Annotated in this window: 11 protein-coding genes; 5 read left to right on the forward strand and 6 right to left on the reverse strand. The window is 76.8% G+C overall.

Translation table 11 applies throughout. The features are described 5' to 3' along the window. Window positions 1-139 precede the first annotated feature (139 nt). Window positions 140-1,018 carry an amidohydrolase gene (locus E4A51_RS07005; protein ID WP_134851274.1) on the forward strand — a complete coding sequence of 293 codons (879 nt, stop codon included), beginning with the start codon at window positions 140-142 and terminating at the stop codon, window positions 1,016-1,018. A gap of 10 nt (window positions 1,019-1,028) precedes the next feature. Here E4A51_RS07005 and E4A51_RS07010 read toward each other — a convergent pair whose 3' ends face one another. The 4 genes from E4A51_RS07010 to uxaC all read right to left on the reverse strand — a co-directional run bounded on the left by E4A51_RS07010 (window position 1,029) and on the right by uxaC (window position 5,659). Beyond that, on the reverse strand, window positions 1,029-2,057 hold the full coding sequence (locus tag E4A51_RS07010) for a LacI family DNA-binding transcriptional regulator (protein ID WP_134851275.1): 1,029 nt from the start codon (window positions 2,055-2,057) through the stop codon (window positions 1,029-1,031). A 104-nt stretch (window positions 2,058-2,161) separates the two neighbouring features. Further along, window positions 2,162-3,265 carry a sugar kinase gene (locus E4A51_RS07015; protein WP_134851276.1) on the reverse strand — a complete coding sequence of 368 codons (1,104 nt, stop codon included), beginning with the start codon at window positions 3,263-3,265 and terminating at the stop codon, window positions 2,162-2,164. 241 nt (window positions 3,266-3,506) lie between these two features. Continuing rightward, window positions 3,507-4,184, reverse strand: coding sequence for a bifunctional 4-hydroxy-2-oxoglutarate aldolase/2-dehydro-3-deoxy-phosphogluconate aldolase (gene eda / locus E4A51_RS07020; RefSeq protein WP_082740327.1), 678 nt, complete (start codon window positions 4,182-4,184; stop codon window positions 3,507-3,509). Continuing rightward, window positions 4,181-5,659, reverse strand: a complete 1,479-nt coding sequence (gene uxaC, locus E4A51_RS07025; RefSeq protein WP_134851277.1) for a glucuronate isomerase — start codon at window positions 5,657-5,659, stop codon at window positions 4,181-4,183. Before uxaC ends, eda begins: the two co-directional genes overlap by 4 nt. A gap of 239 nt (window positions 5,660-5,898) precedes the next feature. Here uxaC and E4A51_RS07030 point away from each other — a divergent pair, with 239 nt between their 5' ends. The 3 genes from E4A51_RS07030 (at window position 5,899) to E4A51_RS07040 (ending at window position 9,259) form a co-directional block, all read left to right on the forward strand. Then, on the forward strand, window positions 5,899-6,897 hold the full coding sequence (locus tag E4A51_RS07030) for a LacI family DNA-binding transcriptional regulator (RefSeq protein WP_070320863.1): 999 nt from the start codon (window positions 5,899-5,901) through the stop codon (window positions 6,895-6,897). Beyond that, entirely contained in the window at window positions 6,894-8,399 is a 1,506-nt protein-coding gene (locus E4A51_RS07035; protein WP_134851278.1) for a mannitol dehydrogenase family protein, read from the forward strand. The genes E4A51_RS07030 and E4A51_RS07035 overlap by 4 nt, the downstream gene beginning before the upstream one ends. A gap of 344 nt (window positions 8,400-8,743) precedes the next feature. Further along, window positions 8,744-9,259, forward strand: coding sequence for a septum formation family protein (locus tag E4A51_RS07040; RefSeq protein WP_070320861.1), 516 nt, complete (start codon window positions 8,744-8,746; stop codon window positions 9,257-9,259). Between the two features lie 100 nt (window positions 9,260-9,359). Here E4A51_RS07040 and E4A51_RS07045 read toward each other — a convergent pair whose 3' ends face one another. Then, window positions 9,360-11,198 (reverse strand): amidase family protein, encoded by a 1,839-nt coding sequence (locus E4A51_RS07045; protein WP_240696410.1) that lies wholly within the window; start codon window positions 11,196-11,198, stop codon window positions 9,360-9,362. Between the two features lie 77 nt (window positions 11,199-11,275). After that, window positions 11,276-12,037 (reverse strand): cohesin domain-containing protein, encoded by a 762-nt coding sequence (locus tag E4A51_RS07050; RefSeq protein ID WP_134851280.1) that lies wholly within the window; start codon window positions 12,035-12,037, stop codon window positions 11,276-11,278. A gap of 301 nt (window positions 12,038-12,338) precedes the next feature. Here E4A51_RS07050 and E4A51_RS07055 point away from each other — a divergent pair, with 301 nt between their 5' ends. Further along, on the forward strand, window positions 12,339-13,358 hold the full coding sequence (locus E4A51_RS07055; protein ID WP_134851281.1) for an AEC family transporter: 1,020 nt from the start codon (window positions 12,339-12,341) through the stop codon (window positions 13,356-13,358). Window positions 13,359-13,366 lie beyond the last annotated feature (8 nt).

The following is a 13,366-nucleotide window of genomic DNA, read 5'->3' on the forward strand; positions in this document are numbered from 1 at the left end:
GACCTGCATGGACGCTCGTCCGACTCGCACGCGTGGGCGGACGTGACGCGCTTCCAGTCACAGCCCTTTCTATGAGGGTTCTATGAGGATCTGACCGGTGACACGTTTCGGACGAGCCGGTCGGGCTACGGTCGCTGACATGCCCTACGACGTCGTGGACGCGCACCTCCAGGCGTGGGACCCCGAGACGGTCCACTACCCCTGGATGTCGCACGACCCGGCACTGCTGCGGCGGACCTACCGGGTCGACGAGGTCGGCGGAGCGTTGCACGAGCACCACGTGGACGGCGTGGTGCTCGTGCAGTCCGCGGACAACCGCGCCGACAGCGAGCACCTGCTGTTCCAGGCGCTCTGCTCGCCGCACGTGCTCGGCGTCGTCGCGTGGGTGCCGCTCGACCAGCCCGACGACGCCGCCGCCCAGCTCGACCACTGGCGGACCGAGCCCGTGGTCGGCGTGAGCCACCACGTGGACCGCGAGAGCGACCCGCAGTGGCTGCTGCGCGACGCGGTCGACGACGGGCTCGCGCTGCTCTGCGAGCGACGGCTCGTCCTCGACGTCCCCGCGACCACGCCCGCGCTGCTCGCGCACGTCGCGGCCGTCGCGGACCGGCACCCCAAGCTCACGGTCGTGGTGGACCACCTGGGGGCGCCGCCGCTGGCGGCGCTCCGCGCGGGCGACCACGCCGCGTGGCGGACCTGGGCGGACGCGCTGCGCCGCGTCGCCGAGCTGCCGAACGTCGTCGCGAAGCTCGCCGGGCTCGGGCGCGCGGCCGGGCCCGGGTGGACGGTCGACGACGTCCGCCCCGCGGTCGACCACGCGGTGGACGTCTTCGGCGCCGACCGGCTCATGGCCGGCAGCGACTGGCCGACCGCGCTCGACGCGCACGCGTCCTGGCCGCAGGTGTGGGGCGGCCTGCGCGCGACCCTCGCGGGGCTGGACGCGCACGCCGTCGCCCGCGTGCTCGGCCGCACCGCGGTCGAGGTGTACGGCATCCCGCCGCTCGTCGCCGAGCGCTGAGGGCCGCGGCTCAGACCCTGCGGTCGGGCGTGGAGGCGCGCAGCACGACCTCGGTCGGCACGGTGCGCACGCGGGGACCCTCGGCGTGCGCGTCGAGCGCGAGCCCGGTCGCGAGCCGACCGACCTCGACGAGCGGGACCCGCACGCTCGTCAGCCCCGGGACGACGTCCCGCAGCGTGAGGATGTCGTCGAAACCCGCGAGCGCGACGTCCTCGGGCACGCGCACGCCCAGGTCGCGCGCGGCCGCGAGCGCCCCGAGCGCCATGACGTCGTTGACGGCGAACACCACGTCGACGTCCGCCCCGACCGCGAGCAGCTCGCGCATCGCCGCCTCGCCGCCCTCGTGCGTGAACGCGCTCGGGACGACGTGCGCGGGGTCCACGGGCGTCCCGAGCGCCGCGAACGCGTGCGTGAAGCCGTCGCGCCGCTCGCGCGCCGTGAGGTGCGTGTCGGGACCGCCGAGCACCGCGGGCCGTCGGTACCCGCGCGCGTGCAGCGCCCGCGCGAGCGCACCGGCCCCGGCGACGTTCTCGAGCACGACCGTGTCGACGTCGAGCACCGGCTGCCCGACGAGCGCGACCGACCCGCCCGAGGCCGCGTACTCCGCGAGGGTGCGCCGCATGACGTCGTTGCCGGCCTCGTCGTCGTGCCGGCCGCCGACCACGACGATCGCGCGGGCCCGCTGCCGCTGCAGCAGGCGCACGAGCTCGACCTCGCGCTCGGGGTCGTGCCGCGTGTCGGTGAGCGTGACCTGGAGGCCCGCGGCGTCGGCGGCGGCCGTGACGCCCGCGGCGATCGACGAGAAGTACGGGTCGGTGATGTCGTGCACCACGAGGCCGACGGACGTCGTGCGGCCGCGCGCCATGGCCTGCGCGTTGGCGTCGGGCGTGTAGCGCAGCCGCTGCGCCGCCTCGAGGACGCGCTCCCTCAGGTCGGGCCGGACCGTGCGGGTCGCGCTGCCGTTGATCGCGCGCGAGGCGGTCGCGAGCGACACGCCCGCCTCGCGGGCGACGTCGCTCAGCGTGACGCTCGTGGCCATGCTCGAAGGCTAGGGCACGGCCCGGTCGGGCCGTGGGGGCTCCGGCCCTCGATCTGCGGCCGGCGCCGACGCGCCGCGGCCGGGCCCGGACGCCAGGGCACGTCTCAGCGGTCGACGCGCGCGCCCCCGCCGCCCGCGAGCCGGACCACCTCGGCCTTCGACGCCATGGACGTGTCGCCCGGGGTCGTCATGGCGAGCGCGCCGTGCGCGGCGCCGTACTCGACCGCCGTGGCGAGGGGCTGCCCGTCGAGGAGGCCGAACGCGAGGCCCGACGCGAACGAGTCGCCCCCGCCGACGCGGTCGAGGATCTCCAGGCCCGGCCGGTGGGTCGCCTGCACGAGGCCGGAGGCCCGCGACCAGGCCAGCGCACCCCAGTCGTTGACGGTCGCGGAGCGGACGGTCCGCAGGGTCGTCGCGACGACCTGGACGTCCGGGTACTGCGCGGCGACGCGCTCGATCATGGCCGCGAACGCGTCGACCTGGAGGTCGGTGAGCTGCTCGTCGACGCCCTCGACCTCGAACCCGAGCGCGGCCGTGAAGTCCTCCTCGTTGCCGATCATGACGTCGACGTGCGGGGCGATGCCGCGGTTGACCTCCTGCGCCCGCGCGCGGCCGCCGACCGCCTTCCACAGCGACGGGCGGTAGTTGAGGTCGTACGAGACGACCGTGCCGTGGCGGCGCGCGGCCGTGACGGCCTCGAGCACGGTCGCCGCGGCGGTGTCGGAGAGGGCCGCGAAGATGCCACCCGTGTGGAACCACCGCACGCCGAGCTCGCCGAACAGGTGCTCCCAGTCGACGTCGCCCGGGGCGAGCTGCGACGCGGCGGTGTGGCCGCGGTCGGACACGCCGACCGCGCCGCGCACGCCGAACCCGCGCTCGGTGAAGTTCAGCCCGTTGCGGACCTCGCGCCCGGTCCCGTCGTAGGGCACCCACCGCACGAGCGACGTGTCGACGCCGCCCTGCAGCATGAGGTCCTCGACGAGCCGACCCACCTCGTTGTCGGCGAGCGCGGTGACGACCGCGGCACGCAGGCCGAACGCGCGTCGCAGGCCGCGCGCGACGTTGTACTCGCCGCCGCCCTCCCACGCGCGGAACTGCCGGGCGGTGCGGATCCGCCCCTCGCCGGGGTCGAGCCGCAGCATCACCTCGCCCAGCGAGACGGCGTCGTAGCGGCACTCGGACGCGGGACGGAGACGCAGGTCGGACATCGTCGGCTCCTGACGGCGGGACTGGATTGACCTCTCACGGAGAGGGTGGGGGCTGGATCGGACTCGCGCGGAGAGGGTGGGGGCTGGATCGGACTCTCGCGGAGAGGGTGGGGACTGGATCGGACTCTCGCGGAGAGGGTGGGGACTGGATCGGACTCTCGCGGAGAGGGTGGGGACTGGATCGGACTCTCGCGGAGAGGGTGGGGACTGGATCGGACTCTCGCGGAGGGGGTGGGCGGCGTCAGGCGGGGCGCAGGGTTGCTGCGAGCGCGACCGCGTCGGCGACGAGCGCGCGGACGCCCGTGACGTCGCCGGCGCGCACGAGGTCGCGCGGGACCATCCACGAGCCGCCGACCGCGGCGACGGCTGGCAGCGCGAGGTACTCCGCGAGGTTCGCGGGCCCGACGCCGCCGGTGGGGACGAAGCGCACGCCGCCGAACGGCGCGGCGAGCGCCGCGATCGCGGCCGCACCGCCGGACGTGCCCGCGGGGAAGAACTTCACCGTGGTGACGCCGAGCTCGAGCGCGGCCTGCACCTCGCTCGCGGTGACCGCGCCGGGCAGCGCGAGCACGCCGTGCTCGGCGCACCGCTCGACGACGGCGCGCGACGTGCCGGGCGACACGACGTAGTCGGCGCCGGCCGCGACGGCCTGGTCGACCTGCGCGGCCGTCAGCACGGTGCCGGCGCCGACGAGCACGTCGCCGCGGGCGCGCAGCGCGCGGATCGCGTCGGGTGCGGCGGCGGTGCGGAACGTCACCTCGGCGACGGGCAGCCCGCCGCCGACGAGCGCGGAGCCCAGCGCGTCGGCGTCGTGCGCGTCGTCGACGACGACGACCGGGACGAGCCGGTGCGCGGCGAGCCGCGCGAGCACGTCCGCGGGTGCGGCGACCGCGGCGGCCCGGGCCGGCGAGCCGGTCACGACCGGGCCCCCTGCGGGACCGCGGCGGCCGGGCCGGGATCGGCGGCGCCCGGGCGTGCGTACGCGCGACGCGGCAGGCCGTACGCGAGGTCGACCGCGGTCTCGAGCGCCTCGTCGAGGTCGAGGCGGTGCTCGACGACGAGGCGCGCGAGGAAGCCGGCGTCCACGCGCCGCGACAGGTCGTGCCGCGCCGGGATCGACAGGAAGGCCCGCGTGTCGTCGACGAACCCGGTGGTGTTGGCGAAGCCCGCGGTGTCGGTCACGGCCTCGCGGAACCGGCGCATGCCGTCGGGCGTGTCGAGGAACCACCACGGCGCGCCGAGCCGCACCGCCGGGTACACGCCCGCGAGCGGCGCGAGCTCGCGGCTGAACGTGTCCTCGTCGAGCGTGAACAGCACGAGCCGCAGGTTCGGGTGGTGCCCGAACGCGGTGAGCAGCGGGCGCAGCGCGCGCACGTACTCGGTCGCGACGGGGATGTCGTAGCCCACGTCGGGCCCGCGCTCGGCGAGCACGCGCGGGTCGTGGTCGCGCAGCGACCCGGGGTGCAGCTGCATGACCAGGCCGTCCTGCGTGGACATGCGGGCCATCTCGAAGAGCATGTGCGCGCTGAACGCCTGCGCCGCCGCCGCGTCGACGTCGCCGCGCAGCGCCGCCGCGAACACCGCGGCCGCGTCGACCTCGTCCATCGGCGTGGTGTCGGCGCGCACGTGGCCGTGGTCGGTCGCGCGGGCGCCGGCCTCGACGAACGCCCAGCGGCGCGCCTCGAGCGCCGCGACGAACTCGCGGTACGAGCCGATCGACGTGCCGGCACGCTCGGCCAGCAGCGCGACGTCCTGCGCCCAGCCGGGCCGGTCGGGGTGCAGCACCGCGTCGGGCCGGAACGTCGGGACGACCCGCTCGCCCCAGCCGCGCGCCGCGAGGTCCGCGTGGTCCGTCAGGGACGCCCACGCGGGGTCGGTCGTCGCGATGATCTCGATGTCGTAGCGGTCGAGCAGGGCGAGCGGGCGGAAGCCCGGCTCGGCGAGTCGCGCCGCGATCGTGTCGTAGGCGGCGTCGGCCGTCGTGGCGGACAGCCGCTCCTCGACGCCGAGGATGTCGACCAGCACGTGCTCGAGCCAGAACCGCGTGGGCGTGCCGCGGAACAGGTGCCAGTGCGCCGCGAACGCGCGCCAGATCTCGCGCGGGTCGGTCTCGACCGGGCGGCCGTCGCGCCGCGGCACGCCGAGCGCGTCGTGCGGGACGCCCTGCGAGACCAGCATGCGCACGAGGTAGTGGTCGGGGATGACCAGCAGCGACGCGGGGTCGCCGAACGGCTCGTCGCGCGCGAGCAGGCCCGCGTCGACGTGGCCGTGCATCGAGACGATCGGCAGGTGCTGCGTGGCGTCGAGGATCTGCCGGGCCACGGGGCGCGTGACGGGGTCGGCCGGCAGGGCACGGTCGGGGTGGAGCGCCCAGCGGGCGGTGGGATCGGTCATGCGGTCCTCCGGCGGTGGGCCGCGGCGGCGCAGCGGTGCGCAGCCGCGGTGCGGGCGTCCTCGCCCACCACGATGAATACGTTTGCAGGACGACCCTGCCAGGCGATCACGGGACAACGCAAGGCCGATGCGCGATCGCTTGCACCCGCCGAGAGCCGCATGATGAAATCGCATTCATCGCGTCGGCGCACCGGGACCGGCGCCCGCGGGCTGCCCGGCCCCGACGCGGAGGAGCACCCATGGCCGTCACGCTGCGCGACGTCGCACGCGCCGCCGGCGTCTCCCCCGCGACCGCGTCGCGCGCCCTCAGCGCGCCCGACCTCGTGGCCCCCGAGCGGCGCGAGCTCGTGCAGCGCGTCGCGCGCGAGCTCGGCTACCGCCCCAACCGCGCCGCACGCGAGCTCATCACCGGACGCAGCGGCCACCTGTGCCTCGTCGTGCCCGACCTCGAGAACCCGTTCTTCTCGGCCGTCGCCAAGGCCGTGCAGGCCCGCGCCCGCGGCGCCGGGCACGCCGTCGTCGTCGCCGACGCCGAGGAGGACCCGCTGCTCGAGGCCGAGCTCGTCGCGCAGCTCGGCGCGCAGGCCGACGGCGTGCTGCTGTGCTCGCCGCGCATGTCCGCCGAGGACCTCGCCGACGTCGCCGCGGGCGACCGGCCCGTGCTGCTCGTCAACCGCGAGGGCGCGGGCCTGCCGTCGGTCGTCGTCGACAACGGCGACGGCGTGCGCCAGGCCGTGCGGCACCTGCGCGCGCTCGGCCACCGCCGCGTCGCGTACGCGGGCGGCCCCGCCGGCTCGTGGTCCGACGCGCGTCGTCGCGACGGCCTCGCGACCGCCGGGGTCGACGTCGAGGTCGTCGACCTCGGCGCGCACGCCCCCGTGTTCGCGGGCGGCGTCGCCGCGGCCGACCTCGCGCTCGCGAGCGGCGCGACCGCCGTGCTCGCGCACAACGACCTCGTGGCGCTCGGCGTCCTGGACCGGCTGCGCACGCGCGGCGTCCGAGTTCCGGACGACGTGTCCGTCGTCGGGTTCGACGACGCGCCCGTCGCGACGCTCGTGACGCCCGCGCTCACGACCGTCGCCGTGCCGCTCGCACGTCTCGGCCGCACCGCCGTCGACCTGCTGCTGGCACCGCGCGACGACGCCGCGCCGCGCACCGTGCTGCCCGTCGAGCTCGTGGTGCGCGGGTCGACCGCACCGCCGCCCGACCGCCGACCCGACCTCGTGGAGCCCCGATGACGCCGCCCCGCCTGTCCGCGACCACCTGGGCGCAGCGCGCCGCGCGTGGCCTGCCCGACGCCGTGCGCGGCCCCGCGGTCGACCCGCGCGAGCTCACGGTCGGGCAGGTCCACCTGGGGATCGGCGCGTTCCACCGCGCGCACCAGGCCGTGTGCACCGAGGACGCGGCGGCCGCGACGGGCGAGACCGGCTGGGGCCTGCTGGGCGTCACGCAGCGCAGCCCGCGCGTCGTGCAGCAGCTCGGCCCGCAGGACGGCCTGTACGGCGTCCTGACCACGGGGGCGGACGCGTCGAGCGTGCGGCTCGTCGGCTCGGTGCGCGAGGTCGCGTACCCGGGGCGCGACACGGCGCGCGTGCTGGACGCGCTCGCGGCGCCGACGACGCACGTCGCGACCCTCACCGTGACGGAGAAGGGCTACCGCCGCCGCGCCGACGGGGCGCTCGACACCACGGCGCCCGACGTCGCGGCCGACCTCGCCGCGGCGGCCGCCGAGCTGCGCACCGACGACGACGCGGCCGCGGGCACCCCCATCGGCACGCTCGTGCGCGGCCTCGTGCGGCGGCACCGCACGTCGGGCGCGCCGCTGACCGTCGTGTGCTGCGACAACCTCACCGAGAACGGCGGCGTGCTCGCGGGGCTCGTCGGGCAGGCGCTCGCGGCGGTGCCGGGGTCCGACGACGTCGCGGCGTGGGTCGCGTCGTCGGTACGCTTCCCGTCGACCATGGTCGACCGGATCGTGCCCGCGACGACCGACGCGCACCGCGCCGAGGCCGCGGCGCTGCTGGGCCTGCACGACGAGGCGCTCGTGGTCGGCGAGCCGTTCTTCCAGTGGGTCGTCGAGGACGCGTTCGCCGCGCCCCGCCCCGCGTGGGAGCGCGCCGGTGCGACGTTCACGCACGACGTCGCCCCGTTCGAGCGCGCCAAGCTGCGCGTGCTCAACGCGGCGCACTCGACGCTGGCGTACCTCGGCGCGCTGCGAGGCCACGCGACGATCGCCGAGGCCGTGGCCGACCCGGAGCTCGCGGCGGTCGTCCGCGCGCTGCTCGACGAGGACGTGCTGCCCACCCTGGTGGCGCCCGAGGGCACGGACCTGCGGGCGTACCGCGACGAGGTGCTGCACCGGTTCGCGAACCCGCGCACCGGGCACACGACCGTGCAGGTCGCGATGGACGGGTCGCAGAAGCTGCCCGTCCGCCTGCTGGGCACCGTGGCCGACCGGCTGGCCGCCGGCGCGGTGCCGCACGCGGCCGCGCACGCGGTCGCCGGGTGGGTCGCGTACGTGCGCGCGGCCGCGGCCGGCGACCTCGTGGTCGGCGGCCGGGCGGTCGCGCTCGACGACCCGGTGGCGGACCGGCTGGCGGCCGCGGCGACCGGCCCGGACCCGGTCGAGGGGCTGCTCGCGCTGCGCGACGTGTTCCCGGCCGAGGTCGCCGGGTCGACCGCGTTCCGCGCCGCCGTCCGGTCGGCGCTGCGCGACCTGCAACCGGCGCTGACCCCCTGACCCCGGAGCGACCACTGGTCACCTCGGAGCCCGACACCACCCCTCCCGGGTGACCACTGGTCACTTCGGAGCCCGACACGCCGTGACGCGGCGCTCGATCTGACCAGTGGTCGGTGTCGCGTGGGCGAGCCAGCGCCCGATGTGACCAGTGGACGGTGCGGGCGGCGGCGAGGTCGCGCTCACGGCCGGGCGTCACGCGCGTCACGGGTTCCGCCGCGCGTGACCTGCACGGACACCCGTCCGGGTGAGACGTGACGCGACCCACAGCAGCCTCACAGGGATTCACCCGGACGCGCGCCCAATTCGGTATCCACCGGACGAACGTCCTGGTTGGATCGCTGGACGTGACTTCCCGTACCTTCCGCTCCGCCCTCGCCCCGCTCGCCGTCGTCGCGCTCGCCGTGACGCTCTCGGGCTGCGGCTCCATCCTCGACGCCGTCACGGGCGACTCCGCCCCCGAGGCGCAGCGCGACCAGCCCGGCGGCGAGATCACCGCGTCCGCCGAGGCCGACGTGTTCTCGCTCCAGGTCGGCGACTGCCTCAACTACCTCGACTCGTCGGACGCGACCGAGTTCTCGTCGCTGCCCGCGACGCCGTGCTCCGAGCAGCACGACGCGGAGATCTACGCCGAGACGAAGCTCACCGACGAGCAGTACGAGGCCGGTGACGAGTTCTACACGCAGTACTGCGAGGGCGAGTTCGCCGGCTTCGTCGGCACCGAGTACCTCGACTCCGCGCTGGACTACACGCTGCTGTACCCGACCTCGGAGAGCTGGGCGGCCGGCGACGACGTCCTGCAGTGCATCGTCGTGCACCTCGACGGCGGCCTCACCGGCACCATGCGCGACTCAGGCCTCTGACCCCTGCCGCACGCACGACGGCCCCCGCCCGGAGCACCGGGCGGGGGCCGTCGTCGTCCCGCGTGGCCCCGCCCCGGGGGACGCGACCACGCGGCGCCGCTCAGCCGAGCGGCCCGTACAGCGCGGGCGTCGTGCGTGCCCGGGTCGTCTGCTCGAAGTCGTACGCGAGGCCCAGCAGCGTGCCCTCGTCGAACGCGCGACCCACGAGCTCGAGGTTGACCCCGGCCCCCGGGACCGTCGCGTCCTCGGCCGTCGCCTGCCCCATGGGCACCGTCACGGCCGGCAGGCCCGTGTTGGGGCTCAGCCGCATGTTGGTGCCCTGCGTGCCGTAGGGCACACCGCCCGGGTAGGCGATCGCGTCGAGGTCGAGGTCGTCCATGAGCTGCGTGACGTACGCGCGGCCCGTCGCGAGCGCGACCGTGTGGCTGCCCGTCGGGCCCGCCCACGCGTCGTACTGCTCGTCGGTGACCGCGGCCCGCTGCTCGTACACGCCGCGGCGCGACGTCACGAAGTGGTCGGTCGCGAGGATGTCCTCGATGGTGCGGGCCTGCACCTGCGGCGCGAGGTGCCGCTCGACGTACGCGGCGAGGTCGCGGCGGAACTCGTTGGTGCTGCCGCTCGGCTCGTTGAGGACCGCGGAGAGCTCGGGCGACGAGGGGATCTCGACCAGGGTCGCGCCCCGCGCCTCGAGCGCCGCACGGGCCTGCGCCCACAGCCGCACGGTCGTGCGGTTGCTGCCGACCATCGACGCGACGTAGCCGATGCGCGTGCCGTCGAGCGCCTCGGGGTCGAGCGCCGCCGTGTACGACTCGGGCACGTGGCCCGCCTGCGTGGCCGTCACCGGGTCGGCCTCGTCGACGCCGACGACGGCGTCGAGCGCGACGGCCGCGTCGAGGACCGAGCGGGTCATGGGGCCGCCCGTGTCCTGGCTCAGCGCGAGCGGGATGATGCCGTCGCGGCTCGCCAGACCGACGGTCGGCCGGACCCCGACGAGCTGGTTGTACGACGACGGCACGCGGATCGAGCCGCCCGTGTCGGTGCCGAACCCGATGCCGGCGAGGTTCGCGGCGATGGCCGCGCCCGTGCCGCCCGACGAGCCGCCCGCGCTGCGCGACGTCGCGTACGGGCTGGCCACCCGCACGGTCGAGCCGACGGGCTGCCCCGCCGAGAACTCGGACACGAACCCGTAGGCGAACTCGTCGAGGCTCGCCTTCGCGAGGATCACGGCGCCCGCGTCCCGCAGGCCGGCGACCATCGTCGCGTCGGTCGTGGTCCGGTTGTCCGTCCAGCAGCCGCAGCCGCCGGTGGTGGGCATGTCGAGCGTGTCGTAGTTGTCCTTGACTGCGACCGGGACGCCCAGCAGCGCGCTCGTCATGCCGTGCGCGGCACGCTCGGCGTCGGCGGCGGCCGCGGCCGCGAGCGCGACGTCGCTCACCGCGATGACCGAGCTCAGCGGACGCCCGCCGGCACCCGTGTCGACGAGGGTCCGGTCGTAGGCGGCTATCCGGTCGAGGTACGCCTGCGTGAGCGCGACGGACGTCGTGACGCCCGCGTTCATCGCCGCCTGCATGTCGAGCACGCTCGCCTCGACGAGCTCGAACGGGCCGTCGTCGTAGACCATGCGCTGCGCGACGGCGGCGAGGTCGGCGACCGTGAGCGTCCCGTCGCCGTCGACGTCGGCCACGGCGACGTCCGACCAGCCCGGCGACGCCGAGGTCGCGCCGAGGTGCGCGGCGACGACGTCGAGGTCGGCGGCGGTGACCTGCCGGTCGCCCGTGACGTCGAGCTCGGTGAGGTACGGCGTGAGGAACGTCGCGCTCGCCGGCCCCGGAGCCGGGACGGGCTCGGCGACCGCGGGGGTCGCGAGGGCGGCGGCGAGCACGAGGCCCCCCGCCACGGTGACGGCCGCGACGCCGCGGCGCTGGTGCTGTCGGTGCACGGGTCGGCTCCTGCGGGTCGGGGAGGTGGGGGTCTGCGGGTCCGGGCGTGCGGACGAGGTCGGGTGGGTCGGTCGGGTCATCGGGACGCCACCGCCCGCCGGCGGACGAGCACGGCACCGAGGCCGAGCGCGGCGAGCGCGACCGCGAGGACGCCCGCGACCTGCGCACCCGTGGCGCTCAGCGCGCCCGCGCCCGCGCCGGTGCCGGTGCCGGTGCCCGTGCCTGCGGCCGCGCCGGCGGGGGTCGTCGCCGAGGGGGACGGCGCCGCGGCGCCGCCGTCGGAGGGCGACGGCGCGGGTGCGGTCGGGGCGGGCGGGGTCGGCGTCGGCGTCGGGGCGGGCGTCACGACGACGTCGAGCGACGCGGCGTCCGCCCGGGTGTCGGTGGCGGCGTCGGAGCCGACGAGCGTCAGGTCGGCGAGCCGGACCGTCGCGGTGCCGCCGGCGAGGGCCGTGAGACGCACGGTCGTCGTGACGTCGCCCGTGAGGGACGGCGACGTGCCGAGACGCGTGTGCCGCACGGTGACGCCGCCCGGGGCCGTCGTGACGTCGTCGAAACCGCCGGCGGGGACGTCGGTGACCTGGTCGTACGCGAGCAGGGCGGGGTCGAACGCGAGCGTCGCCTCGTAGGCGTACACGTCGGCGGCCGCTCGCAGGTCGAGCCGCACGTCGACCGACGCGCCCGCGGGGACGGCGGCGGTCGGGCCGGTGAGGGCGACCTCGTCGACGGCGGGCGCGGCGGCGGCGGGGGCCGCGGCGACGAGGAGCAGGCCGAGGGCGGCGACGGTCGCGTGCAGCGCACGGCGTCGCGCCCTCGTGCGGGGTGAGCGGTCGCGCATGGGCGGGTCCTTCCGGGGACGGACGGCCGACGCCGGAGATCCGGCGTGACCGAGGCGGCGCCCCCTGCGCCCGGGAAGGCTCGCAGCCGGACGTGTCGCGGGCGTTGCGTGCGCGTTGCCGCCGTCGCACCGCCGCGCGCGCGGTGTCACACGCGCGTGACGTGGTCGGACATCCCGGACGAGGTCGGCACCGGGGCGGGCCGCGCCGTGCGGAGAGCCGTGCGCGCGACCCGACGGCTAGCGCTTTCCGAGGCGCGGGCGCCCCGTGCGAGGATCGACGCGTGACCCGGGACGCGCGTCGATGACCGCCGTGCTCACCGCGCTCGGCACCATGGCGGCCGTGGTCGCGCTCGGCTGGGCGCTCGGGCGGTGGCACGTGCTCGGCGAGCGCGCGGCGCCCGTGCTCGCGCGCGTCGTGTTCGCGGTCGCGACGCCCGCGCTGCTGCTGTCGACCGTCGCGCACGCCGACCTGCACCTGCTGGTGTCCCGCACGGCGGCCGCCACGTGGGCGAGCACGGCCCTCGTCGCGGCGACGGCCGCGCTGGTCCTGCGCGTGGTCTGGCGGCGCCCGGCCGCCGACGTCACGGTCGGCACGCTCGCGTCGTCCTACGTCAACGCCGGCAACATCGGGCTGCCGCTCGCCGTGTACCTGCTCGACGACCCGGTCGCGGTCGTCCCGACGCTGCTGTTCCAGCTGCTCGTGCTGGCACCCGTCGCGTTCACGGTGCTCGACGCGCACGCGGCGCGCGAACGGGCCGGTCAGGACGACGCGGCGCGGGACGGCGCCGTCGACGCACCCGACCGCGGGACGACGGGCACCGGGGCCGTCCCGGCCGATCCGGTGCCCGCGCGGCTCCGCGCCGCCGCCGTCGCGCGTCGCACGCTGACCAACCCGATCATCCTCGCGACGCTCGCCGGCCTCGCGCTCGCGGCCCTGCCGTGGTCGGCGCCCGAGGCGCTGTACGAGCCGTTCCGGCTGGTCGGCGCGGCCGCGGCGCCGCTCGCGCTCGTGACGTTCGGACTGTCGCTCGCGGCCCCGCGCGGCACGGGGGGCCGCGCGCCCCGGCGCGACCTCGCGCTCGCCGTCGCGCTGCGGGCGGCGGTGCACCCGCTCGTGGCGTGGGGAGTCGGCACCGCGCTGGGGCTGCCGGCGCCCGCGCTGCTCGCGGTCGTCGCGATGGCGGCGCTGCCGACCGCGCAGAACGTGCTGGTGTACGCGATGCGCTACCGCCACGGCGAGGCGCTCGCGCGCGACGCCGGGCTCGTCTCGACGGTGCTGTGCGTGCCGGTGCTGCTGGTGGTGGCCGCGACGCTCGGCTGAGCCGGGTG

Origin of the sequence: Cellulomonas sp. HD19AZ1, from assembly GCF_004535805.1 — a bacterium.
Classification (GTDB): Bacteria; Actinomycetota; Actinomycetes; order Actinomycetales; family Cellulomonadaceae; genus Cellulomonas; species Cellulomonas iranensis.